Consider the following 25,732-nt stretch of genomic DNA (forward strand, 5'->3'; position numbering starts at 1 on the left):
TCACCGTCACACCGATTGAGGAGCCCCCGTGACCGAACGTCCCGTCATACGAACCAGATCCGCCCGCCGACGACTAGCGGCATTCGGAGCAGTCGCCGGCCTCACGACCGCGACAGCGGTGGTCATCACGCCCGCCGGAGCCCAGCCCGCTGCCGCCGCGCAGTCGGCCGAGTCCCACGCAGTGGTGTCGGGCAACGCGCGATTCGAGGTGCTGTCCCCGACGCTGATCCGCACGGAGTATGCCGGCGACGCGAAGTTCCTGAACGCCTCGACGTTCAACGCGATCGGCCGGAACGACTTCGGTAACACCAAGTTCACGACCAGCACCACCGACGGCTGGCTCACCATCAGGACCGGGAGCGCGACGCTGCGCTACAAGGTCGGCTCCGGCGCGTTCACCGCCGAGAACCTCAAGCTCGCGGTGCACGCCGGGCAGCAGGAGGTCTCGTCCTCCCCGTGGGCCTCGGAAGCTGCACCGTCCTGCACGCTCGGTCAGTTGTGTGAGGCCGAGGACCTGAAGCTGGCCGGTCCGACCCTCGCGACCGACCACGGCGGATACACCGGACGCGGTTTCGCCGCGGGCTTCTCCGCCACCGGCAACTCGATGACCTTCGACGTGAAAGCCGCGGACGCGGCGACATACGACCTCGCACTGCGCTACGCCAACAGCACCGGGGGCGACGGGCAGAACGTCACCCGCACGCTCAGCGTGATCGTCGACAACGGGAGTCCGACGACGATCAGCCTGCCGAAGACCGGCAGCTGGGACACGTGGGAGCTGGCGAAGGCACCGGTGAAGCTCTCCGCCGGCACGCACACGGTCAAGGTCGTGCGCGGCGCATCCGACAGCGGCAACGTGAATGTCGACAGTCTCGCCGTGGTGGACCACGACGCGGCCTACCCGGCGCCGACACCGCCGACGTCCAGCCCGTGCGACTTCGGCTCGATCTGCGAGGCGGACACCGGCACCCTCAGCGGTGGCGCGAAGAAGGCGTCCGACCACAACGGTTACTCGGGCGACGGATTCGTCGCGGGCCTCGAGCGGACGAGCTCCGCCGACTCGTTCACGGTGACCGACGTCCCCGCGGCGGGCGACTACAACCTCCAGTTGCGCTATGCGAACTGGGCTGCCGGCAGCAAGCCCGTCCAGGCACGTCAGGTGTCGGTCACGGTCGGGTCGGCAGATGCGACCACGGCGACCCTGCAGCCGACCAGCAGCTGGGACACCTGGCGCACCGTCAACGTCCCGGTCAAGCTGGCTGCCGGCGACAACACGGTCAGCCTCGGCTGCCCCGACGTGGACAGCTGCAACGTGAACCTCGACACCGTCGCGTTCACGCCTACGAGCAGTCCGCTGCTCGCGCCGCACGCCCCGCTCGGCGGCTACCGGCGCGGTCTGGACGGCGTCAACGGATCGGCGCTGACCGCTCCGGGCCTGCTCTACCAGGACGGTTGGTCGCTGCTGAACGACACACCGTCAGCGGTCTACGACCCGGCCACCGAGAAGGTCACCCCGCGTCCGGAGCACGCCGACGGGACCTACCAGGACGGCTACGTCTTCGCCTACGGGCAGGACTACCGGGCCGGCCTGCAGGACCTGTCGACGCTCACCGGCCCCTCCGCGCTGCTGCCGCGTTGGGTCTACGGGATCTGGTACTCCGAGTACTACGACCGCACCGCGTCGGACTTCAAGAACACGATCGTGCCGAAGTTCCGGTCCGAGGGCGTCCCGCTCGACGTGCTGGTCGTCGACACCGACTACAAGTCGCCGAACAAGTGGAACGGCTGGGAGATCGACAAGTCGCGCATCCCCGATCCGTCGGCGTTCTTCGACTGGGCCCACTCCGAGGGCCTGCACACGTCGCTCAACATCCACCCGAGCATCCTCGCAGCCGACCCGAAGTTCGAGCAGGCGCAGAAGACCGCGAAGGGCAAGCTGAAGCCCGGAGCCTGCAGCGGCGGCGGAAAGGACTGCTACGTCTTCGATTTCGGCGACCCCGACCAGCTCAAGGCCTACATGGAGCTGCACAAGTCGATGGAGGACGCGGGTAACGACCTGTGGTGGATGGACTGGTGCTGTGACCAGTCCACCTCGAGTCTCGCGGGCGTCACCGGCGACTCGTGGGTCAACCAGAAGTATGCCGACGGCACAGCGCCCCGGATCGGCGGTCGCGGCTTCGCGTTCTCGCGGGCGTACGGCTCGTTGCAGGCCGGCGGCTACAGCAACCCCGTCGCGGTTCCCACCGGCCCGTGGGCGGACAAGCGGACCACGCTGCACTTCACCGGTGACACCATCTCGGACTGGGAGACCCTGAAGTACGAGATCGGTTACACCGGAAGTGAATCCGTCGCGACCGGGTTGTCCAACATCAGCCACGACATCGGCGGGCACACCGGCGGTCTGCAGGAGCCGGGCACCGAGCCGGACTCGACGAAGCTGCCGGACGATCTCTACGCGCGCTGGGTGCAGATGGGCACCTTCCAACCGGTCGACCGGCTGCACTCCAACCACAGCGACCGGTTGCCCTGGCAGTATGGCGCCGCCGCGAAGTCGTCGGCCGAGAAGTTCCTCAACCTGCGCGAGAACCTCGTGCCCTACACCTACACGCTCGCCCAGCAGGCGACCGCGACGGGCGCACCGATCGTGCAGCCGCTCTATCTGAACTACCCGGAGCAGCAGGACGCCTACGCCAACGCGGACAGCGAATACCTCTACGGGCCGGACGTTCTCGTTGCGCCGGTGGCAACGCCGGGCAAGAGTGCGACGACTCGGGTCTGGTTCCCGGCCGGCGACAGCTGGACGGACTACTTCACGGGCAAGACCTACGAAGGTGGCACCTACCAGGACATCACCACCGGTCTGGACACCATGCCCGTCTTCATCAGGTCCGGCGGCATCATGACGACACGCACGAGTGATGTCTCGGGCGACGTGCAGCACCCGCTGGACGCCGTCACGGTGACGGCCGCCGAGGGAGCGGCCGGATCGTTCGACCTCTACGAGGACAACGGCACGACGACCGACGCCTCGCAGCACGCGACCACCCGGATCAACTACCGCCTCACCGGAAACACCCACCGGGTGACGGTCGACCCGGCGGTCGGCGATTACGAGGGCAAGGTCGCGGAGCGTGTTTGGACGGTGTCATTCCGCAACGCCACCGCGCCGAAGGCGGTGTCGGTCAACGGCCACAAGGTGGGCTCGAGCTCCTGGAGCTGGGATGCCTCGACGCGGACTCTGACCGTCCACGCGCCGAAGCAGTCCACCGGCAAGGCGCTGCGGGTCACCTACAAGTAGTCTGTCCTTAGCGAGATGCCCCGGATGCTTCGGCGTCCGGGGCATCTGTCGTGCCACGGCATTTCGTCCGCAGGAGTGATGCGGCCGCGACCTTTGGGGGAGGTTGCGGTGTCGACGGCGCGGCACCGTTGTCGGTATGACTGATTCCGTTGTCACTGTTGCCGATCGAGGACGGGTCCGGGACGCCTGGAAGCGCGCCCACGAGCCGATCCCCGGCGTGCCGGCGTGGGCGCGCAGGGCGGCCCTGCTGGTGCCGCTCGTCGTGTTGCCCTCGAGCGTATGGCGGATCTCCGCGGTCGCCTTGCACGTGCCGATCGTCAAGGACGTCCCTGCGGACTCCAGCGGCAATCTGCCCTCGTGGATCCCGGTCGAGCTGTATGTCGTCCTGCTCTCGATCGTCTCGGAACTGTTGGCGTTCACCGCGGTCGGGCTGGTCTCGACCTGGGGTGAGGTCTTCCCGCAATGGGTGCCATTCCTTCGCGGGCGGCGCGTGCCGACCCTCGCCGCGGTCATCCCGGGAGCGATCGGCGCGACGATCCTCACGGTGCTGTGGATCGAGATGCTGGTCATGCTCGCGCTGGGAAGGACGCTGACCGGGGGCGCCATACCCGATGACGGTGTGCTGGACGTGCACACCTGGCAGGGCCTGCTGGCGGCCGTGATGTATGCGCCACTCATCGCCTGGGGGCCGCTGCTTGGAGCGGTGACGTTCGCCTATTACCGGCGGCGGACCACCCCCTCCGGGAATGGGCGCTGAAGGTTCGACCCCCGACCAATCCAGCTGAATTCTGGCTCCGAACAACTGGTGCACCAACGACACGATCGATCTGACGCGACGCGAACCGTGGCAGCCTCCCTCGCCAACGCGGCGAACCCAGGACGCCGTGCGGCCGCAGGCTGGAGAAGGAAACATGGCTTTGAGAACCAGGGCTCTGGTGGTCTGCATGGTCGCGGCCGCAGGGGTCTCACTCGCAGGATGCGGCGCGTCTGCAAGCTCTGCAGGCGGATCTTCGCATCACTCCGGGACATCGTCCGGCACGGCCACGTCGCATGCCTCAGCCAAGCCGGACGGCGCAGCCACTGGTGCAGCCGCTATGACACCGGGTATGACGATGCCGGACGGCTCGACCATGGCGCCCGGCTCGCCCGGCACCGCCCCGTCGGAGGCGGCGAAGATGATCTGCACCGCCGAGACGCGCGACAACATGGCCACGGTGCTCTCCGTCGTTCCGGACCCGAAACCGGTCTCGACCTGGAAGGGCGGGACCTACACCTGCACCTACCGCATCCCCACGGGCGTGATCGTGCTGTCCGTGCACGAGTCGGCCGACGCCCCGGCCGCAGCGGCATACACGACCGGACTTCGTCCCGGTCTCACCGGCGCCAAGGACCTGAAGGGGCTCACCGATATCGCGTTCGGCACCGCGGACGGCGTCGTCGTGATGCAGAAGGACAACGACACACTCCGGGTGGACCTCACGCGGGCCGGCTCGGGATCGGACCGGGTCCACACGAAGCGTGCCGACTACGCCTACGGGATCGCCGCGGTCATTCTGGGCTGCTGGACCGGCGACTGAACCTGGTCAGGGCGCTCGGTCGCTCAGCTCCTGCGTCTGATCAGCCACCCGATGACGATCAGGACGATCACCAGAACCGCCCCGCCACCCCAGATGAGCAGCGAATTCGAGTCTGTAGCACCGGTTTTCGCGGGATCTGCTTGCGCCCTCGTGGACGGTGCCAGAGTGCCGGCAGCCGCTTCTTTCGCGGTGAAGGAGAACGACCCGGAGACGGGATGACCGTCCGCCGAGGTGATCCGCCAGCTGACGGTGTAGTGCCCGGCAGGGGCGCCGGGAGCGATCTGTTGGCGGACCTGATTGTCGACCAGCGTGGGTGAACCTTGCTGCACCGGACCGCGCGGACCGGTGACGACCATTTTGGTGCCGATCTGCTGGGCCGGCTGGTCGAAGACCAGCCGCACCATGCCCGGCACGTGCTCGACGGTGGCGCCGTCGGCCGGAGTCGTCTTGATCAAGAAGTCGTGGGCCGAGGCCGCCGGCGCTGTGGCGGTCTGCAATGCCGCCAGGCAGCCGAAGACCGCCAGCACAAGGAACGCGGCAACCGCGAGCGCGGCTGCGTGCGGCGTGCGCATCCGGGAGGTCATGCCGTGCCCGAGTCTGTGACCGAGCCCGGGCTCGGAACCCTGCTGCGATGACGGCGGCCGACGGCCGTCCCTGCCAGGCCGAGGGCGATCAGGGCCACGACCAGCGCCGCACCGGACAGCCAGCGACTCGTGTTGTCCGAGGTGTTCGGAGTGCTCGCTGCCGAGGGTGAAACCGCAGTCGCCGCTTGACCGGCGCTGCCGATGGTGAAGGAGGGTGCCGGATGTTCGGGCTCGGCAGACCCCTGCGCGTGCTGGTTCCACTTCACCACGGTTCCATCGGAGTAGTACTGGGTAGTCGGGAGACTCAGGGTGCCGCTCTTGGGCAGGGGACCGGCGGACACCGAGAAGTCCTGGTACTGGCCGGGTTTGATCGCCGCGGCGTTGGAGGTCGCCTTCCAGGTGACGACGTGCGGAGCCTTCGTCAGGGTCGCTCCGCCTTCTGCACTGACGGGTTCGGGCAACTTGTCCTCGGTGACGCGGGCGGTCCAACCGCTGACGGGTTTGGTGGAGACACTGGCCAGCGGCGTGTCCTGCGGCAGGGTGATCACCAACTTGGTGGTCGAGGCCGTCGCGGACTCGGTCGGGACCCGGAAGGTCAGCTGCGCGTACCCGCCCGGCTGTGTGCTGTCGGGATGGACCGTCACGTGGGCCGACGCAGTGGCAGCGGTGCCGAGCAGTATGGCGCCACCCAGCGCGACGGACGTAGCGGTGCGGCCGAGAGTGTGCATGTGGGAGTCCTTCACAGAGCTGGGGGAGGTGATCCCGCGTGGACGCGGGCTGGTGTGGAGTGGTCGCGTCCGTCGGCCGGCGGCTTAGCGTGCCGCTGGTGGAGTCGGCGCGGCATACCTGCTCGCACGGCGACGGCGACGGCGCCGATGACGGCACCGAGTGCGACCGTCAGCAGCAGCGTGGTGGAGGGCGGCTCGGCGTGGTGCGTCGGCGCGGGCGGGGCGCTGCGAGCGAGGACGGCGGCCATCCCGATGGCCGCGCCCATCACGATCGTCTCGGCGGTCGCCAGGCGAGTGAAGGGTCGCAGCGCCTCGGGGCGGGCGCGTAATCGAGGGATCACCGCGCGACGCTGCCGCCACCCGGCGACCCCGAGCAGCACCAAGGCTGCGCTCTTGCCCAGCACGAGCAGTCCGTATGGCGAAGTCAGCCCGCTCAGGTGCCCGATGCGGACCCACGCGTTGAGTCCCCCGGAGATCGCGACGACGGCGAAGCAGCACCCGGCCACGCTCGAGAAGCGCTGCACAGCGGTGCCCATGGCCGGGCCGATCACCGGCCGCAACGCGACCAATGCCAGCAACCCGCCGACCCACAGCACGACGCCGGCCAGGTGGAAGGCCAGCGAGCCGACCGCGACCGCATGGTTGGTCGATTCGGCGGAGTGACCGCCCCACGCCAGCGGCAACACCGCAACCACTGCGAAGAAGCCCAGTAGGCGTAGGCCACGCCGAGACCGCGTCACCGCCGCTCCGATGGCCACCAGGGCAGCCCCGACTGCGCTGATCGCCTCGACACGGAGCGGCTCGAAGCGCCATACCTCCGCCGGCAGCTGCCCGGCGAAACCGGACGAGAAGGGGCGCACACCCGCCACGTCCGCGAAGCCCAGCACGGTGACCACCCCGGCTGCCAGCGCCCAGATCGTGCCGCTGAGACACGCGTATCGCGCTGCCACTCTCGGCACAGCGGAACGGCGTTCGCCGACGCCGACCAGGGTGACCACCAGCAGCAGCCCGACCGTCGTCGCGGCCGCGACGTCGAGCACGATGCGCACGAGGGGCAATCCCCACCGGACGACCGGCCCCGGATCCCCCAGGTCGATCATCGGAGCAGCAGCCGCGCCGGTCAGCACCGCCGCAGGCACCGCCATACCCACCGCCACGGCAGCAGCCAGGACGATCACCCGCGGGCGGTCACGCACTCCACTGAAACTCACCTCAGTACTTCGAAGACGGCCAACTCCCGGATGGGTCAGCGACGGAGCTGGTTCCCGCGTCACGGCCGGGCGCGAAAACTTTTTGCTCCTCCTCCCCATCCGTTCTCCGGGTCGCGCCGAATCACCAGTGTTCGTCGGCTTGGCGGGCTTCCTTCGGGGTTGGTCCGTGGCTTCAGGGTCACGGATCAACCTGAAGGAATTCGTGATCGGGCCGGTGAGTGACGAAGTAGTCGGCGGAGCAACTGCCCTGCCGTAGTTGAGGAAAGGGAAGCTAGTCATGCAGACGAAGAAGAAGCTGATGTTGTCCGCGGTTCCGGCTCTGGCGTGCGTCACCGCACTTGGCCTAGGAGCTCCGGCCGCACATGCCGCCGGTGACTCGGGCGGGACGACCTACCAGGCGAAGCTGGCGCCGGTGGCGTTGAACACTCCGTCCGGTGCCGCCTCGGGCAGCGTGTGGCTGACACTCGACGGCGACCAGCTGACCGTCAACGAGAAGGTCTCGGGTCTGGCGACCAACCTGCCCAAGGACAAGAAGACGCTCGACGCACTCGGCATCCCGACCGCCTTCGCCGGCGCGCCGTTCCCGCACGTGCAGCACATCCACATCGCGGGTGGCGGGTCCTGCCCGACGACCGGGGCCGACACCAACGGTGACGGTGTGATCAGCACCGTGGAGGGTCAGCCTGCCTACGGCAAAATCGGCACCACCTTCTCGACGAAGGGCGCGACGGACGCCTCGACCGCCACCGACGTGACCAAGGCACCCGGTGGTGGCAGCTTCACCTACAAGCGCACCTTCACCGTCAATGCCGACACGTTGGCGGCGTTGAAGAACAACACGGCAGTGGTCGTGGTGCACGGCCTGAACCCGGCCAACGCGCCGAAGGCGTCGTTGTCGACGCCGAACTCCCTCGGTGTGACGCTGCCCGGTGCGAGCAAGAAGCTCGCACTGATCGGCACCGCGCCGGCGCTGTGCGGCAAGTTGGAGGCCGCCCAGATGAACACGGTGCCCTCCGGTGGTGTGCAGACCGGTGGCGGTTCGACCTCCGGCACCCAGGACATGGGTCTGTTCTACGGGGCCGGCGCGCTGGTGCTCGGCGCCGGAGCCGTGCTCGGGATGCGTCGCCGTTTCGGCAAGCAGCACTGAGACCGGGTCGATTGAATCGGTATGAGTGACAACATGTTCGGCCACCACGGTCGCCGTTGGGCGACTGTGGTGGCCGTCGTGCTGACCATTGCGGCCGTAGTGCTGGTGGTCATCGGCATCCGCGGCCAGGACCACGCGGCGACGCCGCCCGCCTCTGCGGCACACACCGCAGCCGAGGGCGACCTGCCCGCACCCACCAAGAAGGGGACGGCGACCCCCAAGCCTGGGTCGGCCACACGAACCGGTACGGCACCAGAGGCGACGCCCTCCGTCGTCGGCAAGGTACTGGACCGCTCCAAGCCGACGTGGCTGACGATCCCGGCGATCGACATCAAGCGCTCCCACCTGGCCGCGTACGGCACTGACGCGCAAGGAGCCGTCGACGTCCCGCCCGCCACCGGCGGGGTGCCGGCCGGCTGGTACACCGGATCTCCCACTCCTGGCCAACTCGGCCCGTCCGTCATCGTGGGACACACCGATGCGGCCAAGGACGGACGATCCATCTTCTTCCGGCTCGGCGAACTGCGCCCCGGTGACAAGATCCAGGTCACCCGGGCCGATGACACCGTCGCGACCTTCCGGGTCGACAGCCTCGAGCACTACCCCAAGGCGAAGTTCCCGACCGAGACCGTCTACGGCAACATCAACCACGCGGGCTTGCGACTGATCTCGTGCATCGGCAAATTCGACAAGGCCACCGGGCACTACCTCGACAACATCGTGGTCTACGCACACCTGATCGAGAGCCACCACACCTGAGGTCCGGGACCACGCTCCCGACAGGCGGAGTCCGTCACCAGAAGTTCGGTAAATCAGCAATCCCTGCGTCCGCGCGTTCCGAACCACTGGAGACGGATCTTCCGTGCGTTTCAAACCGATTGGATGGACTCCCATGACTGTTCGACTTGCAGCGGGCGCGGTCGCCGCGGCCTGCAGCGTTGTTCTCCTCGCTTCGTGCAGCAGCGGGAGCCAGTCCAGTGACTCGGGACAAGGCGCGTCGACGCCTTCAGCAAGTGCATCGTCCAAGGCGGCAGGTTCGGCACCGGCAGCCGGCGCATCATCCTCGCCGACCGCCAAAGCCGCGGCGATGAAGATCACCATCAAAGACTTCAAGTACCAGGTGCCGTCCGAGGTGAAACCCGGTCAGAAGATCACCGTCACGAACTCCGACAACGTCAACCACACGGTCACCTCCGACAAGGACGGGCTCTTCGACGCCGTGGTCGACAGCAACGGCGGCACCAAGACGTTCACCGCTCCCAGCATGCCGGGCAAGTACCCGTTCCACTGCACGTACCACGCCAACATGCACGGAACCCTGGTCGTGTCATGAGGTCCCGGATGAAGGGGATCGGCCTGATCTGTTGGGGACTACGCGTCCTCGTCGCCGCTTGCCTTGTCGCTGATGCCATCGTGCACCTGCGCCTCGCAGGGCGCTACGGGATGGCAAGTGCACCAGGGCATCTGAGTGAAGGCCTCCTGTTTCGCGCGGAAGCGATCGTCGCACTTGTCGTGGCGTTGGTGGTGCTCGTGCTGGGCAACCGGGCGGCCTTCGCCGCTGCGTTCATCGTGGCCGGCAGCGCCTGTGTCGCTGTTGTGCTCTTCAGGTACGTCGACGTCCCGGCCTTCGGACCGGTGCCGGCCATGTATGAGCCGATCTGGTTCGGCGAAAAGACGGTCAGTGCGGTTGCCGAGGGCCTGGGAGCGGTGCTTTCCGCTATCGGATTCGTCCATGCCTGTGCCGCCGCCCACAAGGGTCGGCACGCCGCCAGGGATCAGAGGCAGAACCCGACGCGCCCACGCCCGAATCGAGCTCCGTGACGATACTCGCCGGGCCACCTACCTGACCTGCTCGATCGCGGGATCGTCACGGCTGTCCGGCGGCCGGGACGCGCAGCGTCTGCTGGCTGCGGCCGGCGACGGCACGCAGCGCCGCCAGCGTCGTCGCGATCTCGGGGTGCTCGGCGCTGCCGCGGCGGACACTGGTGAGGATGTGCCGTGACGGGCTGGGGTCACCGTGCAGGTGCACGCGCGCCACGGCATACCCCGCGGGCAGCCGTGACAGCCGGGGGATCATCGCGATGCCGAGCCCGGCGGCAACGAGAGCGGCGGCCGTCTCCCACTCGGTCGCCCGATGGGCGATGGCCGGTGTGAAACCTGCATCGGTGCAGGCGCTCATCACCAGCTGGTGATAGGGCCGGCCGGGGCGGTCCAGGATCCAGGGTTCGGCGGCGGTCTGGCTGAGGCGCACCGACTTCTCCGCCGCGAGCGGATGGTTCGTCGGCAACAGCACGTCGAGCGGGTCATCGAGCAGCGGCTCCTGGTCGAACCGCGGGTCCACGCTCGGCGGCAGTGACGAGGTCGCCACCACGACCGCGACGTCGGCCTGGTCGGCCAGCAGCAGGTCGAAGCACTCCTCCGGATCTGCCTCGATGATCTGCACCACGGTCTCCGGGTGCGCGGTCCGCAGATGCGTGGCGACCTGCGGAAGGAGTGCGGCGGCCGCGGTGGAGAAACCGCACAGCCGCAGCGTGCCGAGCCCTCGACCGCCGGTCGCCGCGAGCTCGGCCTGGATCTCCTCCCACCGGGCGTACAACTCGTCGGCGTAGGTGAGCAGTGTCCGGGCGGCCGGCGTGAGCCGCACCCCGCGACCTTCCTGCACGAGCAACGTGACCCCGAGCTCGCGGGCCAGCGAGCGGAGTTGATGCGAGACCGCCGAGGGCGTGTAGTTGAGAGCGCGCGCCGCGGCGGTGACCGTGCCGTGCGAGGCGACCATGCGAAGCACATGGAGCCGGTGATCGATCATGCAATCAGTTTGCATGTCATCGTGCAGGATCGTTTGCTTTTCTTCAGCAGTGCGCCGCCCCAGACTGGCCGTGTGCGAACCTTCGATCCCCTCCTGGAACCGTTCGAACTGAAGCACCTGACCTTGCGCAACCGGGTCGTGAGCACGTCCCACGAGCCGGCATACGGTGAGGCCGGTATGCCGACCGACCGGTATCGGGCCTACCACGTCGAAAAGGCCCGTGGCGGAGTCGGTTTGACGATGATCGGCGGGTCCGCGGTCGTCGCCCCCGACAGTCCGCCGTCGTTCGGCAACCTGCTGCTCTACCGCGACGAGATCGTCCCCTGGCTGCGGCGGCTGTCCGACGACGTGCACGCCGAGGGCGCCGCGGTGATGTGCCAGGTCACCCACCTGGGCCGGCGGACCAGCAACTACACCGGCGACTGGCTGCCGGTCGTCTACCCGTCGCGCAGTCGGGAGGCGCAGCACCGGGCGTTCCCGAAGGTCGCCGAGGAATGGGACCTGACCCGGATCATCAGGGCGTATGCCGAGGCCGCCCAGCGTTGTCAGCAAGCGGGGCTGGACGGCATCGAGATCGAGTCCTACTCGCACCTGTTCGACAGCTTCCTGTCTCCGGCGACCAACGACCGGGACGACGACTACGGTGGCGATCCGGAACGTCGAATGACGTTTCCCCGCAAGGTGATCCAGGCGATCCGGGAGGCCGTCGGGCCGGACTTCATCGTTGGTCTGCGGATGGCGATGGACGAGGATCTGCCGGACGGACTGCACCTGACGGAGACGGTGGCCGCGCTGCGCACGCTCGTCACCGACGGCGTCGACTTCCTCAGTGTCATCAAGGGCACGCTGGACAGCGACGCACATCTGGCCAAGACCATCCCGTCGATGGGCACGCCGTCGGCGCCGTTCCTGGATTTCGCCGGTGAGGTGCGCAAGGCCGTCGACATACCGGTCATGCACGCGGCGCGGATCTCCGACGTGGCGACGGCCCGGCACGCCATACGGGACGGCCTGCTGGACCTGGTCGGTATGACGCGGGCCCAACTCGCCGACCCCTACCTCGTCGCCAAGATCCGCTCCGGCGACGAGGACCGCATCCGGCCGTGCGTCGGCGCGAGCTACTGCCTCGACTCCCTCTACGCATCCGGCGACGCCAAGTGCATCCACAACCCGGCCACCGGGCGCGAGCTGACCATGTCGCACGTCATCGCGCCCAGCCCGAAGTCACGCACCGCGGTCGTCGTCGGCGCCGGCCCGGCCGGACTGGAGGCGGCCCGGGTGCTGGGTGAGCGCGGCCACCGCGTCGTGGTGTTCGAGGCGGCCGACCGTCCCGGCGGGCAGATTCTGCTGGCAGCGGCGGCCCCGCGGCGCCGCGACCTGACCGGCATCGTCGATTGGCGGGTGGCCGAGGCGAAGCACACCGGCGTCGAATTCCGTTACGGCGTCTATGCACAAGCCGAGCAGGTCCTGGCCGAGCAGCCGGACCTGGTGCTCGTCGCGACGGGCGGCTTGCCGGACCGGTCCTTCCTGCCCGAGGGTCAGGACCTCGTGCTCGACACCTGGGACGTGATGAGCGGCGCGGACCGGCCGACCGGCGATGTGCTCCTGTATGACGACAACGGCGCCGAGCCGGGCATGGACGCCGCCGAGCTGCTCGCCGTGCACGGAGCGACGGTCGAGATCGCCACTCCGGAGCGGACATTGGCCATCGAGGTCGGGAGCATGAACTCCCCGGCATACCTGTCCGCGTTCGCCGAGCACGACGTCCGGACCACCCTGGGATATCGGCTGACTGCCGTGCGGCCGGGACCGGACGGCAGGCGAATCGCGGTGCTGCACAGCGATTACGCAGAAGTCGACTTGGAACGAACCGTGGACGCCGTCGTCGTCGAGCACGGCACCAGCCCCAACGACGACCTCTATTTCGACCTGCTGCCGTCCTCCACCAATCTCGGCGAGGTCGACCAGCAGGCGCTGCTGGACGTGCGACCGCAGGCGGTGACGACCAACCCGGGCGGCAGCTTCCAACTCTTCCGGATCGGCGACGCCGTCGCCAGCCGCAACATCCACGCCGCCATCTACGACGCACTCCGTCTCTGCCAGCCCATCTGACCCATCCATCACCGACGCCCCGAGGAGGACCTGATGACGACGATCGCCGAAACACCCGCTGCCACATCGGATCTCGCTGGTCTGCTCGCGCAGCACCGGGACGGCTGTGCGCTCGAAGCACCGTTCTACACCAGCCGGGACGTCTTCGACGCCGACATCTCGGCGGTCTTCGCCCGCTGCTGGATCTTCGTTGCCACCGAGGCGGAGATCCGAGAGCCCGGCGACTTCGTGACCCTCGACATCGGCCGCTATTCGGTCATCGTGGTGCGCGGCGACGACGGGCAGGTGCGGGCACTGCACAACGTCTGCCGCCATCGCGGCTCGCGAGTGCTGACCGATGCCAGCGGTTCGGTGGGCAACATCGTGTGCGGCTACCACCAGTGGACCTACGACACCGACGGCAAACTGCTGCATGCCGGCAGCCAGGCGCCCAGCTTCGACCCGAATTGCTTCGGGCTCAAGCGGATCCATGCCCGGTCGGTCGGCGGGCTGGTGTTCGTCTGTTTGGCGGAGGAACCCCCGGAGGACTTCGAGGACATGGTGCAGCGGGTGACGCCATACATCACCCCGCACCAGCTCGAGCGGACCAAGGTGGCCGCCCAGGAGGACCTGATCGAGACCGGCAACTGGAAGCTGGTGATGGAGAACAACCGGGAGTGCTACCACTGCGAGAACGGCCACCCGGAGCTGGTGTGCACCTTCTTCCCCACCTGGGGATACAGCGATCTGGACCAGATCCCCGAGCGACTGCTGCCCGCGCACGCGCGGTATCTGCGGTCCCAGGCGGAGCTGGAGCGCGCCTGCCGGGAGCGTGACATGCCCTATGCCGAGATCGAGGAGATCAGCGGTCGCGTCTCGGCGTTCCGCATCCAGCGGGAGCCGCTGGACGGCGCCGGTGAGTCCTACACCCGCGATGGCTCCTCGGCGAGCCGCAAGCTCCTGGCCGACTTCGACACCCCGCGACTGGGCCGAATGTCCCTGCACCACCAACCGAATTCGTGGTTCCACCTGCTCGCCGATCATGCAGTCACCTTCACAGTGCTGCCCCTCGCGCCGGACCGGACCCTGGTGCGGACCACGTGGCTGGTGCACGAGGACGCCGTCGAAGGAGTCGACTACGACCTGGCGACGCTGACCGACGTGTGGCATCAGACCAACGCACAGGACGGAATCTTCGTCAGCCGCGCGCAGGCCGGCGTGTCCAGCCCGGCATACGAACCAGGACCCTATGCACCGAACGAATATCAGGTCGCCGGGTTCGTGACCTGGTACCTCGAGCGTATGACGGAGGCGTTGACCCGATGACCGAGATCCTGACCAGACCGGACGCGTTCACTGCACCCGCCGGCAGCCTCGACGAAGCGCTGACCTGCGTCGGCGTGCTGGACGTGACGCATGACGTCAAGACGTTCCTGCTGGCACCGCAGGGGCCGGTGCCGAGGTTCGACGCGGGCCAATATCTCACGTTCACAATGGAAGTCGGCGGCGAGACGCTGCAACGGTGCTACACGATCAGTGCTGCACCGACGCGGCCGGGGCCGCTGGCGATCACGGTCAAACGCGTGCCCGGCGGGCCCGTCTCCAACTGGCTGCACGACCACTTCGGTCCCGGTGACACGATCTGGGCGACCGGACCGCACGGCGACTTCAGCCACACCCGGCACCCCGCAGGAAAGTACCTCTTCCTGTCCGCCGGCAGCGGCATCACCCCGGCGATGTCGATGACGCGCACACTGCATGACTCGCGAGCCGCCGATGTTGTCTTCGTGCACAGCGCGCGCGCCCCGCAGGACATCATCTTCCGCGACGAGCTCGACGCGATGGCAGGCATCGGCTCGGTCACCGTCTCGGTGATCTGCGAGGCGGACTCGCCGACGGAGATCTGGCAGGGCCCGACCGGCCGCCTCGGACTGCGCAACCTGCTCGCCGTGCCGGACCTGCATGATCGGGAGGTGTTCACCTGCGGCCCAACGGGATACATGGCCGCGACCAGGCAGCTCCTCGAGCAGGCGGGCATCGATCCGGCCCGTTGCCACGAGGAGCTCTACGACCTCGCGGCCCGCGGTGCCGCTCCCTCGACCGTGGACGAGTCGGACCTGTCGAGCACCCGGTATGCCGTGCAGTTGCAGCGCACCGGTCGGAGTCTGGACTGCGCCGACAACGAGACCCTGCTGCACGCCGCCCAGCGCGCCGGCCTCAACCCGCCGAGCATGTGCTCCGAAGGCATGTGCGGCACCTGTCGGATGACGTTGCTCGCCGGCGAGGTCGACATGCAGCACCAGGGCGGCATCCGGCAACGCGACATCGATCAGGGCGGCATCCTGATCTGCTGCTCGAAGCCGACGGGTGACGTCGTGCTCGACGCGTGACCAGCGCGAATACGCTGACTGACTCACTAGTCAGCTAGGGTGCTCCGATGGCACCCGGCACGCACGCTCCAGGCCCGAGAGCTGGGCGCGCCCAGCAGGTCAAGGATCAGATCCTCGCGGTCTCCGCGACCCACTTCCGGCGCTACGGATACGACCGGACCTCCCTCGCCGAGGTCGGCGGTGAGCTCGGTCTCACGCGCGGCGCGGTGCTCTATCACTTCCGGTCGAAGCAACAGCTGATCGCCGAACTCCTGCGGCCATTCACGACCGGTTTGGAGGACGCGCTCGACGAGTTCGAGGCGCATCCTCCTGCGCCCGAGGCCGTGATCGACGCGGTGCTCGGCCTGTTGATCGAGACCAGATCGGCCGTGGACCTGCTCGCCCGTGACATCGCCTCACGGCACGCATTGGACTTGGACGCGTGGTTCACCTCCACTGTGATCCGGATCGTCCGGTTGCTGGCGCCGGGCAGCGACCACGACCTGGCCGCCGAAGTGCGCGGCTACGCAGTCCTCGGCTGCCTGATCCGACCACTCGCCCAACTGGACGGTCCGGTCGATCCAGTTGCCCGGCAGGCCATTCGCGATGCCGCCCTGGGCGCCCTCGGTCGATCGCGCCGCCGCTGAGCCGGGCGTCTGCCACCGCTCGCTGCTGAGCGCTCCAGGCGGGTATTGACGACTAGATCGCGCCGGAGTTGAATTGACTTGCGAGTCAGTCAGCTGCAAGCTCGCGCCGGAGGTGAGCCGGACATGACCATGAACGACGACGAGTTGGTCGGTCTTCCGAGCCAACTCCATCGCGCGCGCTGGTGGCTGCAGGTCCTCTTCACGGAAGGCATCGAGCTTCAGGAGCGGCTGCTCCTGCTGAACCGCCCCTGGGAGGAAGACCTGCTGCACTGGTCCGCGACGGGAGACCTGCACGGCTCGCAACCGCCGCCGTTGTCCGGGCAACACAGCGTCACAGGCACCGGTTGGTGCCCGAGGTCAGGCGGCACGTCACCGTTGACTCTCTCAGCTCCTCCGCATCACCGGCGGTAGAGCAGGTACTGCCGCCGCGTCCGGTCGAACGCCTTCAGGTCCGGCTGCCAGGCAGCCACGATCTGCGCTGCGGTGTCGCCTGCGGTGAACATCTTCAGGAACCGGTCCGATCCGGTCAGCAGGTTGATCCAGCGACCGGCGTCGCCGCGCCAGTCGAAGTCGTCATACAGGTCCCGCAGCGTGGTCATCATCGTGGTGGCGGTGCGGATCGCGTCGACCCTGCTCGCGTCGGTGATGTGCACCTGCACGCCGCCGCAGACCTTGCCGGCGTTCTTGGAGAACGTCGGGTTGAAGTAGGCCTCGCGAAACTCCACACCCGGCAACTTTTCGCCTGAAAGGCGCTGTGCCCACTTGTAATCGACGTATGGCGCACCGATCAACTCGAATGGCCGGGTGGTGCCGCGGCCCTCGGACAGGTTGGTCGCCTCGAACATGCACAGCCCGGGATAGAGCAGCGCGGTGTCGGTCGTGGGCATGTTCGGCGACGGCATGATCCACGGGGCGCCGGTGTCGGCATACAGCTCACTCGGCGACCAGCCCTCGACCTGCACCACGTCGAGCTGCTCGACCGATCGGCCGGCGACGGTCGGCATGAACTCGCCGTTGAAGAAGCGGGCGAGCTCACCGACTGTCATCCCGTGCTGCTGGGCAATCTTGTCCAGGCCGACACCGGAGGTGAAGCCGTCCTTGAGGACTGGGCCTTTTGCCTCTCCGCCAACCGGATTCGGCCTGTCAAGCACGATGAACCGCTTGCCCGTCTTCGCTGCGGCGGCCATCGCGTTGTACATCGTCCAGATGTAGGTATAGAAGCGCGCGCCGACGTCCTGTATGTCGAAAACGATCGTGTCGACCTTCGCCGTCTCGTAGTACTTGGCGAATTTGTCGATATTCGCGCCATACGCGTCATAGACGGTGACTCCGGTGCGCTCGTCGACATATGTCTCCTCGGACTCACCGGCCTGGGCGGTGCCACGGAAGCCGTGCTCCGGTCCGAAGACGCCACCGATCTCGACCTTGCCCGACTCGGCCATCACGTCGACGATGCTGCGCAGCCCGTCACGGATGACGCCCGTCGGGTTGGTGATGACGCCGATCCGCTGACCGGAGAACACCTTCCAGCCGTCAGCCGCCGCCACATCGGCACCACAACGGAACCTGTGGCCAGGACGGCTCGATGCCGCATTCGCCCGCTCGGCGCCGCCGAGTGACAGCGCGCCGACCCCACTGATCGCCGCCGCACCGAGCAGGCCGCGCCGCCCGATCCGCTTGTTCGTGAAATCGCTGGTGTTCTCCATCGTCCGAGCCTGCCGCACTCGAGCCGCGCACGGGCCGGTTCCGACAAAAATTTTCAGCAAATCGCAAGACGACGGTAATGAGCCGTCGAATGGTCGGGCGATCTCGATGCTGCTACGCCTTCATCTCCCATACATTCCCCGGTTGCTACCCATGGAGTGTGCGAAGGGAGGATTCATGTCCGAGCTCGATCGCCGTGGCTTCCTCGCAGGGGTCGGCGCGGCGGGCCTGACGGCGTTGACCGCCGGCGCCGTCGCGATCGAGGCCGACGACCCTGATGGCACTGCACGGACCGGTACGATCCGGGACGTCAAGCACATCGTGCTGCTGATGCAGGAGAACCGCAGTTTCGACCACTACTACGGCACGCTCCGAGGGGTCCGGGGCTTCTCCGACCGCAGTACCCTGGAGCTCCCGAGTGGCGCATCGGTCTTCGCGCAACCGCATGGGCGGACGCACCAGTACCCCTTCGCGCAGGACGTCGGCTACTCCAGCAACGAGGTCGAGCACCAGCGCGGCCTGCCGCACGAGTGGGACAGCCAGCACGCCGCGTGGGACCACGGCCGGCTCGACGACTGGGTCCGCGCCAAGGGCGTCGACTGCATGGGTCATCTCACCCGGGCCGATCACCCGTTCCACTTCGCCCTCGCAGACCACTACACGATCTGCGACGCCTACCACGCGTCGGTGCTGAGCTCGACCGGGCCGAACCGCACCTACTTCTTCAGCGGAACCTTCGACCCGGCCAGGAAGTATGTCGCTCACCCGCCATACACCGGCGCCGACGCGATCGGCCACCGACTGCCCTGGCAGACGTATGCCGAGGCACTCCAGGCCGCCGGGATCAGCTGGCGGGTCTATCAGGGCAGCGACAACTTCGACGACAACGCGCTGCAGTATTTCGCCAACTTCGAGGACGCTCATCCGGACTCGCCGCTCGCCCGGAGCGGTCTGCAGCGCGTCCCGTCCAAGAACGGTTCGATCGCCGACGGCATCGTCGCCGCAGTCGCGTCCGACGTCAGCGCAGGCCGGCTGCCGCAGGTCTCCTGGATCGTGACCGACAAGGTCAACTCCGAGCACCCGGACGGACCGACTGCCAACGGAGAGAGGCTGATCCACGGCCTGATGCACGCGCTCAACACCGACCCGAAGGTGTTCGACTCCAGCGTGCTCTTCATCAACTACGACGAGAACGACGGCTACTTCGACCACGTCCCGCCACCGACGCCAGCTGCTGGGACCGCCGACGAGTTCTTCGACGGGCAGGCCGTCGGACTCGGCTTCCGCGTCCCGATGACGATCATTTCCCCTTGGACACGAGGGGGTTTCGTCGATTCGGAAGTCTTCGACCACACCTCAGTCCTGCGCTTCCTGGAGACGTGGTCGACCGCAATTGGCAAGCCCGCGAGGTGCCGCAACATCAGCGCCTGGCGCCGCGAGGTGTGCGGCGACCTCACCTCCGCGTTCGACTTCGCCTGGCCGATCTTCGGCATGCCGGCACTGCCCACACCGCCGGCCACACAGCTGTCGGCCGCGGGCGGCACGAAGATCCGACCGACCACCAACACAATGCCGCACCAGGAGCCGGGCACCAGACGGGCACGGGCGCTGCCCTACCAACCGAACGCGTGGGTCAGCGGCTGGCATCGTGCTCACAGCACGGTCAGGATGGAGTTGAGTATGGCGAACATCGGTGCCACCGCTACGTCTTCGGCACATTTCGCGGTCTACCCGGGCGCTAGCCGGGCGCCCGCGCAGGTCACCGTGGCGCCTGGCACGACCACCACCGACACGTTCGAGGTTGCGCACGGCAGCCACTACGACGTCACGGTCATCGGCCCGAACCGCTTCCTCCGCCGGATGACCGGTGACGCCCGCGGCCAGGGTCATGGCCTCGAAGTGGCCACCCGATTCGCCGGTGCGCCCGAGAAGCTGTGGCTCGACCTGGTGAACGACACCGCTCACGCCGTCACCATCACCGTCACGTCGAACAACTACCGCACCGACGGGCCCTGGTCCTATCGCCTTGCCGCCGGAGCCAGAGCAAGCCAAGGGTTCAATGTCGTTGCCCACCAGCACGGTTGGTATGACTTCACGGTCACCTGCTCGGCGGACAGCTCGTGGTCCCGACGGGTCGTCGGCCACCTCGAGACCGGGCGGCCCAGCATCACTGGTTGAGCGATGCGTAAGAACGCGACGTCTCCGCGATGTCACCTTGCGCGGGCCATCCTGAACGCCTCGCGACTAGGGTCGATGACATGCACGAAAGCTCACGATTCGATGACGAAGCGGCGACCTGGGAGGACGATCCGGCCCACGAAAAACGCCAGGTCGCCGTGGCCCGAGCCATCCGGGCGGCCGTGGACCTCGGCCCGCAGATGCGCGCGATCGAGATCGGTGGCGGCACGGGCCGGTTGAGCATCCTGCTCGCCGATCAGGTCGGCTCGGTCGTCGTGACCGATCCGTCCGCCGGGATGGTGCAGGTCGCGCAGGAGCGCATCGCGTCAGCCGGCCTCGCCGATCGGCCGAGCGCCGTGCGCGCGGACCTGGTGACCGACCCGATCGCGGGAACGTATGACGTGGCGTGGAGCTCCCTGGCCCTGCACCACGTGCACGACGTGGATGGTCTGTTGCGATCCGTCGCGGGACTCCTCGTCGACGGCGGCCGGCTGGCCATCGCCGACCTCGACGACGACCCCGACGGCGCGTTCCACGCCGACAAGCCCGGCTTCGACGGGCATGACGGGTTCGACAGGGATCGGCTCACCGAGCAGCTGACCGGGGCAGGTTTCACCGACATCGGCTTCGTCGACGCCACGACCATCACCAAGGACGACCGCGAGTTCGGACTGTTCCTCTGCACCGCGACCCTCGGGAAGGCCTGAAAACAGGCTTGTTTCGGGCGCCCTGGACTGCCGCGGTCGTCTCGACGAGGACGCGATCACCGGTTGAGCGGTGCGTCAAGCGATCTCGACGCCGCCACCGACCACGATGTTCTGTCCGGTGATGTATGACGATCCGTCCGAGACCAGGAACGCCACCGTCTCCGCGATGTCGCCGGGTGCGCCGACCCGCCCCAGTGGGACACGCGCCGCCATACCCTCGAGCACCTCGCTGACCGCCTCGGCAGGCATCCCGCTCTTGCCCCAGATCGGCGTCTCGATGGCACCCGGGCTGACGGCGTTGACCCGAATCCCCTTGGGAGCCAACTCGACCGCGAGCGAAGGAACCATCGCCAGCAGCGCGCCACGGCTGGCGCTGACCACACTGCCGCCCGGCATACCGCGCAGGACGCCGACTCCGACGGTGAACACGACGGACGCTCCGTCCGCCAGCAACGGAAGCACGCTCTGCAGCGTGAAGAACTGACCCTTGGCGTTGATGTCGAAGTAGCGTGCCCAGTCCTCCTCCGTCACCGTGCCCACCGGCATGGACCCACTGATCCCGGCGTTGAGGAACACCGCGTGCAGCGAGCCGAAGCGCGTGCGGATCTCCTCCGCGACCCGCTCCGAGTCTTGCACCGAAGCCGCGTCGGCGCGCAGCACCAGGATCCGGTCGCCGAAGTCGCGCTCCGCGGCGGCGATGCTGTCCGGGTTGCGCCCGGTGACGATGACCGAATAGCCCTGCTGCGAAAGCAGTTCGGCCGTCGCACGGCCGATGCCGCTGGTTCCTCCGGTGATGAGCACTGCTCGTTGCGTCATACCTTGCTCCATTCGTTGTGATGCGCCGAGTGTTCCGGCGATAAGACCTTTATCTCATCAGAGTACCACCCTGATGAGATAAAGGTCTTATGACTACGATGGCGCCATGCCTCGCTGGGAACCGAACGCGCGCGAGCGCCTGCTGATGGCGGCGCTGCGTCTCTTCGCCGAGCGGGGATATGACGACGTCACCGTCGCGGAGATCGCCGAGCGGGCGGGGCTGACCAAGAGCACGTTCTTCCGCTACTTCCCGGACAAGCGCGACGTGCTCACCGCGGGCGAGGACGCACTCGCACAGCCTCTGCTGGCGGGGATCGCGGAAGCAGATGAGGACGCCACACCACTCGAGGCCGTCACCGCGGGGATGGACCGGGTCGCGGCAGCAATGACGCCGTTCAACCGGGAGGTCGGCCCGTTGTTGCGGGACGCGGTCACCGCCAGCGCCGAGATCCGGCAGCGCAATGCGTTGAAACACGTGGGCATCTCACGGGCGATGACTCAGGCGCTGACGGACCGCGGCGTCGACGAACTCACCGCCGCCGTCACGGCCGAGCTCGCCGGCCTGGCCTTCAAGGACGCGTACGCGACATGGATCGAGCCGAAGAACAAGGCGGAGTTCACCGAGCTCATCCACGCCTCACTGGAGAGGATCGCCGCCGCCGCCGGGCGCATTGCGTGATTGCCGCGGGCACGTCGACCCGAAGGTCGGGGTCGAGCGAGTTGTGGCTCTCAGCGACCGGAGACTCGCCGCCGGCATCCGCCATACGAATCATCAATGACTGCAGTGCTGCTGGCCGGGCCGCAGCCGCCCTGACCCCAGACCTCGAGCGCGTATGGCGCCTCAGCTCACCCTCCCGGGTCGAGGACGCGTTGGGCGTGATCGCCGCCGACGCGATCGACGTCATCGCCGGCGAACGCGACGGACGTCTCGCGCTGTGCGCGTCGCCGACCTGCCGGGCCGCGTTCTTCGACACCAGCCAGAGCCACTCCCGTAAGTGGTGCGACATGGGCACCTGCGGCAACCGGCAGAAGAAGGCGCGGTTCAACGCCAAGCAGCACGGCTCCCGAGCGACCTGACGCAATTTCGCGGTGCGGACGCGCTGCATCGGTCACACTCAGGATTCGAACGTCCTGGGCGGGGAATGGGGTGGTCCGATGCGCGAGCCGGTCAAGATCGTCCGCGTCCGAAACGTGATGCGCTGCTCCTGTGGGGAAGCGATCCGTCCGGGCGAGCGCGCCGGCCTGGTCGGCGGGCGGGGCAGACCGCGCTGTGTGCAGTGCCTGGCCGATCTGCAGGCCGGACGGAAGTCACCGATTTCCCGGTCGACACGGACCCGAGGCGCTCGACCGTGGACGGCCATGATCGTGGCGTTCGTGCTGGTGGGTGCGGTCGGCGCAGTCAATGTGCGTTCGTCGATCCTGGGCGGCGCCGAAGCCACTTCCTTGTCGAAGGGCAGCGACCGCGACATACGGGCGCATTGGCCTCCGGTCCCGCCGGACGCGAGCGCGAATCCGCTGGGCGCACCTCCGGCCCAGGCATCGTCGTCCACCGAGTTCTCGTTCATCAAGACCGTCGGCGACGGCGCCGACACGCACCCTGTCGCCTGGGACCCGTGTCGGCCGATCCACCTGGTGATCAACGACGCTCGAGCCCCCGAGCAGGGCGATCCCCTGCTCCAGGAGGCGATCGCACAGGTCACGGAAGCCACTGGTCTGCAGTTCGTCGTCGACGGGCCGACGACCGAAGCGCCGGCCACCGATCGCCCACCCCGGGACACCGCACGGTATGGCGACAGGTGGTCGCCGGTCCTGGTGGCGTGGACCGACCCGAGCGCCGTCCCGCACCTGAAGGGCTCGGTCGCCGGCGTCGCCGGGCCGGACGGCGCACCCTTCTACACCGCCGAACAGCGCCACTGGGTCAGCGGATCGGTCAACCTCGACGGGCCGCAACTCTCCCTCATCCTCCAGCGCCCGGCCGGCTGGGAGACCGCCCGCGCCATCGTCATGCACGAGTTCGGGCACCTGGTGGGGCTGCAGCACGTGCCCCAACCCTCGCAGCTGATGTATGCCAGCAGCACCAACCGCACCGACTTCGGACGCGGCGACCGCGAAGGCCTGCGACAGCTCGGCGATGGCCACTGCTTCACCGGATAGGAGCGTATGACGCCTACTGTCGACGTCATGGACATTCCTCAGGTCACCCTCGGAGCCATCAACATCGAAGCTGCCGATCCGCGGGCGCTGGGAGCGTTCTGGGCAGCGGTCACCGGCGGAACGCCTGCACCTTCAGGCGATTTCGTCTACCTGCCACCGGCGGCACCCGGCGGTTTCGCGATGTTCTTCCAGCCCTTGACCGGGCCGCGCCCGGACCGCCTGACGATCCACCTCGACCTGACAGTGCCGTGGGGAACACGTAGTGCCGAAGTCGAGCGGTTGGTGTCGGCGGGTGCGACGTGGCGCTGGGACGTGTTGGACGAGCATCCGCACGTGCAGTGGACGACGCTGGCCGACCCCGAGGGCAACCTCTTCTGCGTGGCCGAGCACCCGCCGCAGGCCTAGGCGGCGGGTGCTCTCACCGGACCGCTCCGGTCAGTCCGCGCGCTCCCACACCGGCGCCGCACCGGGCTCGATCACCCGGTAGTCCGGAGCGCCCTGCAACGCCGCCTCGGCACCGCCGGGGCTGTAGATGGCGATCAGCCGCAGCTGCCGCCATCCGGTGTTGAACGTGGAGTGCTCGGTGCCCCGCGGGATGTAGACGCTGTCGCCGGCCTTGACCGCGAATTCGCGTGAATCTCCTACGGTTTGCACACCTTCGCCCTCGATGACGTGCAGCACCTCGTCGGACTCGGGATGCGTGTGTATGTCGTGGCCCTTGGTCGGGTTGATCACGACCTCGCCGACGGTGATCGGCGCACCGGGGAACCGATCCGCGGTCACGCCCCACTTGATGGAGCCCCAGGAGAACGTCTCGGTGCTCAGGTCCGGTTGGCTGCTGTGCGTTGTCGTCATACGCCTGCTCCTACTTCTGGCCGAAGGTGACGGCCTTGAACTTCTCGGTCTGTGCTCGTATGGCGACTTCGGTGGGCAGCCGTTCGATCGAGCTGGCGCCGAAGAAGCCGACGACGCCGTCGGTGCGCTCCAGCACGTATTGGGCGTCCTCAGGTTCGGCGATCGGACCGCCGTGGCAGAGCACCATGACGTCCGGGTTCACCTCGACGGCCGCGTCACGCATGGCCTGGACGCGGTCCACGCACTCGTCCAGGGTCAGCGCGGTGCTCGCGCCGATGGAGCCCTTGGTGGTGAGCCCCATGTGCGGGACGAGCACGTCGGCGCCGGCGTCGGTCATCGCACGGGCCTGGTCGGGGTCGAAAACGTATGGCGTGGTGAGTAGTTCGCGCTCGTGGGCGGCCCGGATCATGTCCACCTCGAGGTCGTAGCCCATGCCTGTCTCTTCGAGGTTTGCTCGGAAGGTGCCGTCGATGAGGCCGACCGTCGGGAAGTTCTGCACCCCGGCGAATCCGGCGGCCTTGACGTCGTCGAGGAACCGGCCCATCACCCGGAACGGGTCGGTGCCGTTTACCCCGGCGAGCACCGGTGTGTCTTCCACGACCGGCAGCACCTCGTTGGCCATCTCCATGACGATGGCGTTCGCGTCGCCATACGCCAATAGGCCTGCGAGAGAACCGCGTCCGGCCATCCGATAGCGGCCGGAGTTGTAGATGATGATCAGGTCGATCCCGCCGGCCTCGGCGGCCTTCGCGGAGAGCCCGGTGCCGGCTCCGCCGCCGATGATCGGCCGGCCGGATGCTGCGCTCTCGCGCAGTCGGGTCAGCGCCGTGCTGCGGTCCATGTTCTGCTCCTTGTCGCTG

The 25,732-nt window shown here is 67.9% G+C and carries 26 protein-coding genes; 18 read left to right on the forward strand and 8 right to left on the reverse strand.

The window, feature by feature from the left end:
* The first annotated feature begins 28 nt into the window (after nucleotides 1-28).
* The 3 genes from IEX71_RS11280 to IEX71_RS11290 all read left to right on the forward strand — a co-directional run bounded on the left by IEX71_RS11280 (nucleotide 29) and on the right by IEX71_RS11290 (nucleotide 4,875).
* Nucleotides 29-3,298, forward strand: coding sequence for a TIM-barrel domain-containing protein (locus IEX71_RS11280; protein ID WP_229749648.1), 3,270 nt, complete (start codon nucleotides 29-31; stop codon nucleotides 3,296-3,298).
* Nucleotides 3,299-3,434: 136 nt separating this feature from the next.
* The gene (locus IEX71_RS11285; protein ID WP_188837101.1) at nucleotides 3,435-4,055 is read left to right on the forward strand and encodes a hypothetical protein; all 621 of its coding nucleotides are present in this window, start codon (nucleotides 3,435-3,437) and stop codon (nucleotides 4,053-4,055) included.
* Nucleotides 4,056-4,404: 349 nt separating this feature from the next.
* Complete coding sequence (locus IEX71_RS11290) at nucleotides 4,405-4,875, forward strand: hypothetical protein (protein ID WP_188837102.1); 471 nt, start codon at nucleotides 4,405-4,407, stop codon at nucleotides 4,873-4,875.
* Between the two features lie 23 nt (nucleotides 4,876-4,898).
* Here IEX71_RS11290 and IEX71_RS11295 read toward each other — a convergent pair whose 3' ends face one another.
* Genes IEX71_RS11295 through IEX71_RS11305 form a run of 3 tightly spaced genes read right to left on the reverse strand, consistent with a single transcriptional unit; the run spans nucleotide 4,899 to nucleotide 7,398 of the window.
* Complete coding sequence (locus tag IEX71_RS11295; RefSeq protein WP_188837103.1) at nucleotides 4,899-5,459, reverse strand: copper resistance CopC family protein; 561 nt, start codon at nucleotides 5,457-5,459, stop codon at nucleotides 4,899-4,901.
* The gene (locus IEX71_RS11300; RefSeq protein ID WP_188837104.1) at nucleotides 5,456-6,187 is read right to left on the reverse strand and encodes a YcnI family copper-binding membrane protein; all 732 of its coding nucleotides are present in this window, start codon (nucleotides 6,185-6,187) and stop codon (nucleotides 5,456-5,458) included. The genes IEX71_RS11295 and IEX71_RS11300 overlap by 4 nt, the downstream gene beginning before the upstream one ends.
* Nucleotides 6,188-6,198: 11 nt before the next feature.
* Complete coding sequence (locus IEX71_RS11305; RefSeq protein WP_188837105.1) at nucleotides 6,199-7,398, reverse strand: CopD family protein; 1,200 nt, start codon at nucleotides 7,396-7,398, stop codon at nucleotides 6,199-6,201.
* Nucleotides 7,399-7,675: 277 nt separating this feature from the next.
* On the opposite strand from IEX71_RS11305, the gene IEX71_RS11310 reads away from it, so the two are divergent.
* From IEX71_RS11310 to IEX71_RS11325, 4 genes are all read left to right on the forward strand, one after another.
* Complete coding sequence (locus IEX71_RS11310) at nucleotides 7,676-8,545, forward strand: GVDTG sorting domain-containing protein (RefSeq protein ID WP_188837106.1); 870 nt, start codon at nucleotides 7,676-7,678, stop codon at nucleotides 8,543-8,545.
* A gap of 21 nt (nucleotides 8,546-8,566) precedes the next feature.
* Nucleotides 8,567-9,304 carry a class F sortase gene (locus IEX71_RS11315; RefSeq protein ID WP_188837107.1) on the forward strand — a complete coding sequence of 246 codons (738 nt, stop codon included), beginning with the start codon at nucleotides 8,567-8,569 and terminating at the stop codon, nucleotides 9,302-9,304.
* A gap of 328 nt (nucleotides 9,305-9,632) precedes the next feature.
* Nucleotides 9,633-9,878, forward strand: a complete 246-nt coding sequence (locus IEX71_RS22825; protein ID WP_188837108.1) for a cupredoxin domain-containing protein — start codon at nucleotides 9,633-9,635, stop codon at nucleotides 9,876-9,878.
* An 8-nt stretch (nucleotides 9,879-9,886) separates the two neighbouring features.
* A complete protein-coding gene (locus IEX71_RS11325; RefSeq protein ID WP_188837109.1) occupies nucleotides 9,887-10,366 on the forward strand; it encodes a hypothetical protein in 480 nt (159 codons plus the stop codon).
* Nucleotides 10,367-10,412: 46 nt separating this feature from the next.
* On the opposite strand, the gene IEX71_RS11330 is transcribed toward IEX71_RS11325, so the two are convergent.
* The gene (locus IEX71_RS11330) at nucleotides 10,413-11,351 is read right to left on the reverse strand and encodes a LysR family transcriptional regulator (protein ID WP_188837110.1); all 939 of its coding nucleotides are present in this window, start codon (nucleotides 11,349-11,351) and stop codon (nucleotides 10,413-10,415) included.
* A 72-nt stretch (nucleotides 11,352-11,423) separates the two neighbouring features.
* Here IEX71_RS11330 and IEX71_RS11335 point away from each other — a divergent pair, with 72 nt between their 5' ends.
* The 5 genes from IEX71_RS11335 to IEX71_RS11355 all read left to right on the forward strand — a co-directional run bounded on the left by IEX71_RS11335 (nucleotide 11,424) and on the right by IEX71_RS11355 (nucleotide 16,869).
* Nucleotides 11,424-13,463, forward strand: coding sequence for an oxidoreductase (locus IEX71_RS11335; protein WP_229749649.1), 2,040 nt, complete (start codon nucleotides 11,424-11,426; stop codon nucleotides 13,461-13,463).
* 33 nt (nucleotides 13,464-13,496) lie between these two features.
* The gene (locus IEX71_RS11340; RefSeq protein ID WP_188837112.1) at nucleotides 13,497-14,768 is read left to right on the forward strand and encodes an aromatic ring-hydroxylating oxygenase subunit alpha; all 1,272 of its coding nucleotides are present in this window, start codon (nucleotides 13,497-13,499) and stop codon (nucleotides 14,766-14,768) included.
* Nucleotides 14,765-15,832 carry an FAD-binding oxidoreductase gene (locus IEX71_RS11345; protein WP_188837113.1) on the forward strand — a complete coding sequence of 356 codons (1,068 nt, stop codon included), beginning with the start codon at nucleotides 14,765-14,767 and terminating at the stop codon, nucleotides 15,830-15,832. Before IEX71_RS11340 ends, IEX71_RS11345 begins: the two co-directional genes overlap by 4 nt.
* A 47-nt stretch (nucleotides 15,833-15,879) precedes the next feature.
* On the forward strand, nucleotides 15,880-16,458 hold the full coding sequence (locus IEX71_RS11350) for a TetR/AcrR family transcriptional regulator (RefSeq protein ID WP_188837114.1): 579 nt from the start codon (nucleotides 15,880-15,882) through the stop codon (nucleotides 16,456-16,458).
* Between the two features lie 123 nt (nucleotides 16,459-16,581).
* Nucleotides 16,582-16,869, forward strand: coding sequence for a hypothetical protein (locus IEX71_RS11355; protein WP_188837115.1), 288 nt, complete (start codon nucleotides 16,582-16,584; stop codon nucleotides 16,867-16,869).
* Here IEX71_RS11355 and IEX71_RS11360 read toward each other — a convergent pair.
* Nucleotides 16,857-18,164 (reverse strand): exo-beta-N-acetylmuramidase NamZ family protein, encoded by a 1,308-nt coding sequence (locus IEX71_RS11360; RefSeq protein ID WP_188837116.1) that lies wholly within the window; start codon nucleotides 18,162-18,164, stop codon nucleotides 16,857-16,859. The genes IEX71_RS11355 and IEX71_RS11360 overlap by 13 nt on opposite strands.
* A 175-nt stretch (nucleotides 18,165-18,339) precedes the next feature.
* Here IEX71_RS11360 and IEX71_RS11365 point away from each other — a divergent pair, with 175 nt between their 5' ends.
* Nucleotides 18,340-20,340: a phosphocholine-specific phospholipase C gene (locus IEX71_RS11365; RefSeq protein ID WP_188837117.1), complete on the forward strand. Its 2,001-nt coding sequence runs from the start codon at nucleotides 18,340-18,342 to the stop codon at nucleotides 20,338-20,340.
* Between the two features lie 80 nt (nucleotides 20,341-20,420).
* Entirely contained in the window at nucleotides 20,421-21,047 is a 627-nt protein-coding gene (locus tag IEX71_RS11370; protein WP_188837118.1) for a class I SAM-dependent methyltransferase, read from the forward strand.
* A 75-nt stretch (nucleotides 21,048-21,122) separates the two neighbouring features.
* Here IEX71_RS11370 and IEX71_RS11375 read toward each other — a convergent pair whose 3' ends face one another.
* Entirely contained in the window at nucleotides 21,123-21,863 is a 741-nt protein-coding gene (locus IEX71_RS11375) for an SDR family oxidoreductase (protein WP_188837119.1), read from the reverse strand.
* Nucleotides 21,864-21,969: 106 nt separating this feature from the next.
* Between IEX71_RS11375 and IEX71_RS11380 the strand changes: the two genes are divergently transcribed.
* The 4 genes from IEX71_RS11380 (at nucleotide 21,970) to IEX71_RS11395 (ending at nucleotide 24,422) form a co-directional block, all read left to right on the forward strand.
* Nucleotides 21,970-22,542, forward strand: a complete 573-nt coding sequence (locus IEX71_RS11380) for a TetR/AcrR family transcriptional regulator (RefSeq protein ID WP_188837120.1) — start codon at nucleotides 21,970-21,972, stop codon at nucleotides 22,540-22,542.
* 41 nt (nucleotides 22,543-22,583) lie between these two features.
* The gene (locus tag IEX71_RS11385) at nucleotides 22,584-22,940 is read left to right on the forward strand and encodes a CGNR zinc finger domain-containing protein (RefSeq protein ID WP_229749650.1); all 357 of its coding nucleotides are present in this window, start codon (nucleotides 22,584-22,586) and stop codon (nucleotides 22,938-22,940) included.
* A gap of 282 nt (nucleotides 22,941-23,222) precedes the next feature.
* Complete coding sequence (locus IEX71_RS11390) at nucleotides 23,223-24,017, forward strand: matrixin family metalloprotease (protein ID WP_188837121.1); 795 nt, start codon at nucleotides 23,223-23,225, stop codon at nucleotides 24,015-24,017.
* 27 nt (nucleotides 24,018-24,044) lie between these two features.
* Nucleotides 24,045-24,422, forward strand: coding sequence for a VOC family protein (locus tag IEX71_RS11395; protein WP_188837122.1), 378 nt, complete (start codon nucleotides 24,045-24,047; stop codon nucleotides 24,420-24,422).
* 30 nt (nucleotides 24,423-24,452) lie between these two features.
* On the opposite strand, the gene IEX71_RS11400 is transcribed toward IEX71_RS11395, so the two are convergent.
* Both IEX71_RS11400 and IEX71_RS11405 read right to left on the reverse strand, forming a co-directional pair.
* Nucleotides 24,453-24,872, reverse strand: coding sequence for a cupin domain-containing protein (locus tag IEX71_RS11400; protein WP_188837123.1), 420 nt, complete (start codon nucleotides 24,870-24,872; stop codon nucleotides 24,453-24,455).
* A gap of 10 nt (nucleotides 24,873-24,882) precedes the next feature.
* Nucleotides 24,883-25,713, reverse strand: coding sequence for a phosphoenolpyruvate hydrolase family protein (locus IEX71_RS11405; RefSeq protein WP_188837124.1), 831 nt, complete (start codon nucleotides 25,711-25,713; stop codon nucleotides 24,883-24,885).
* Between the last annotated feature and the right edge of the window lie 19 nt (nucleotides 25,714-25,732).

The sequence above is a fragment of the Flexivirga endophytica genome (assembly GCF_014640635.1).
Taxonomy (GTDB): domain Bacteria; phylum Actinomycetota; class Actinomycetes; order Actinomycetales; family Dermatophilaceae; genus Flexivirga; species Flexivirga endophytica.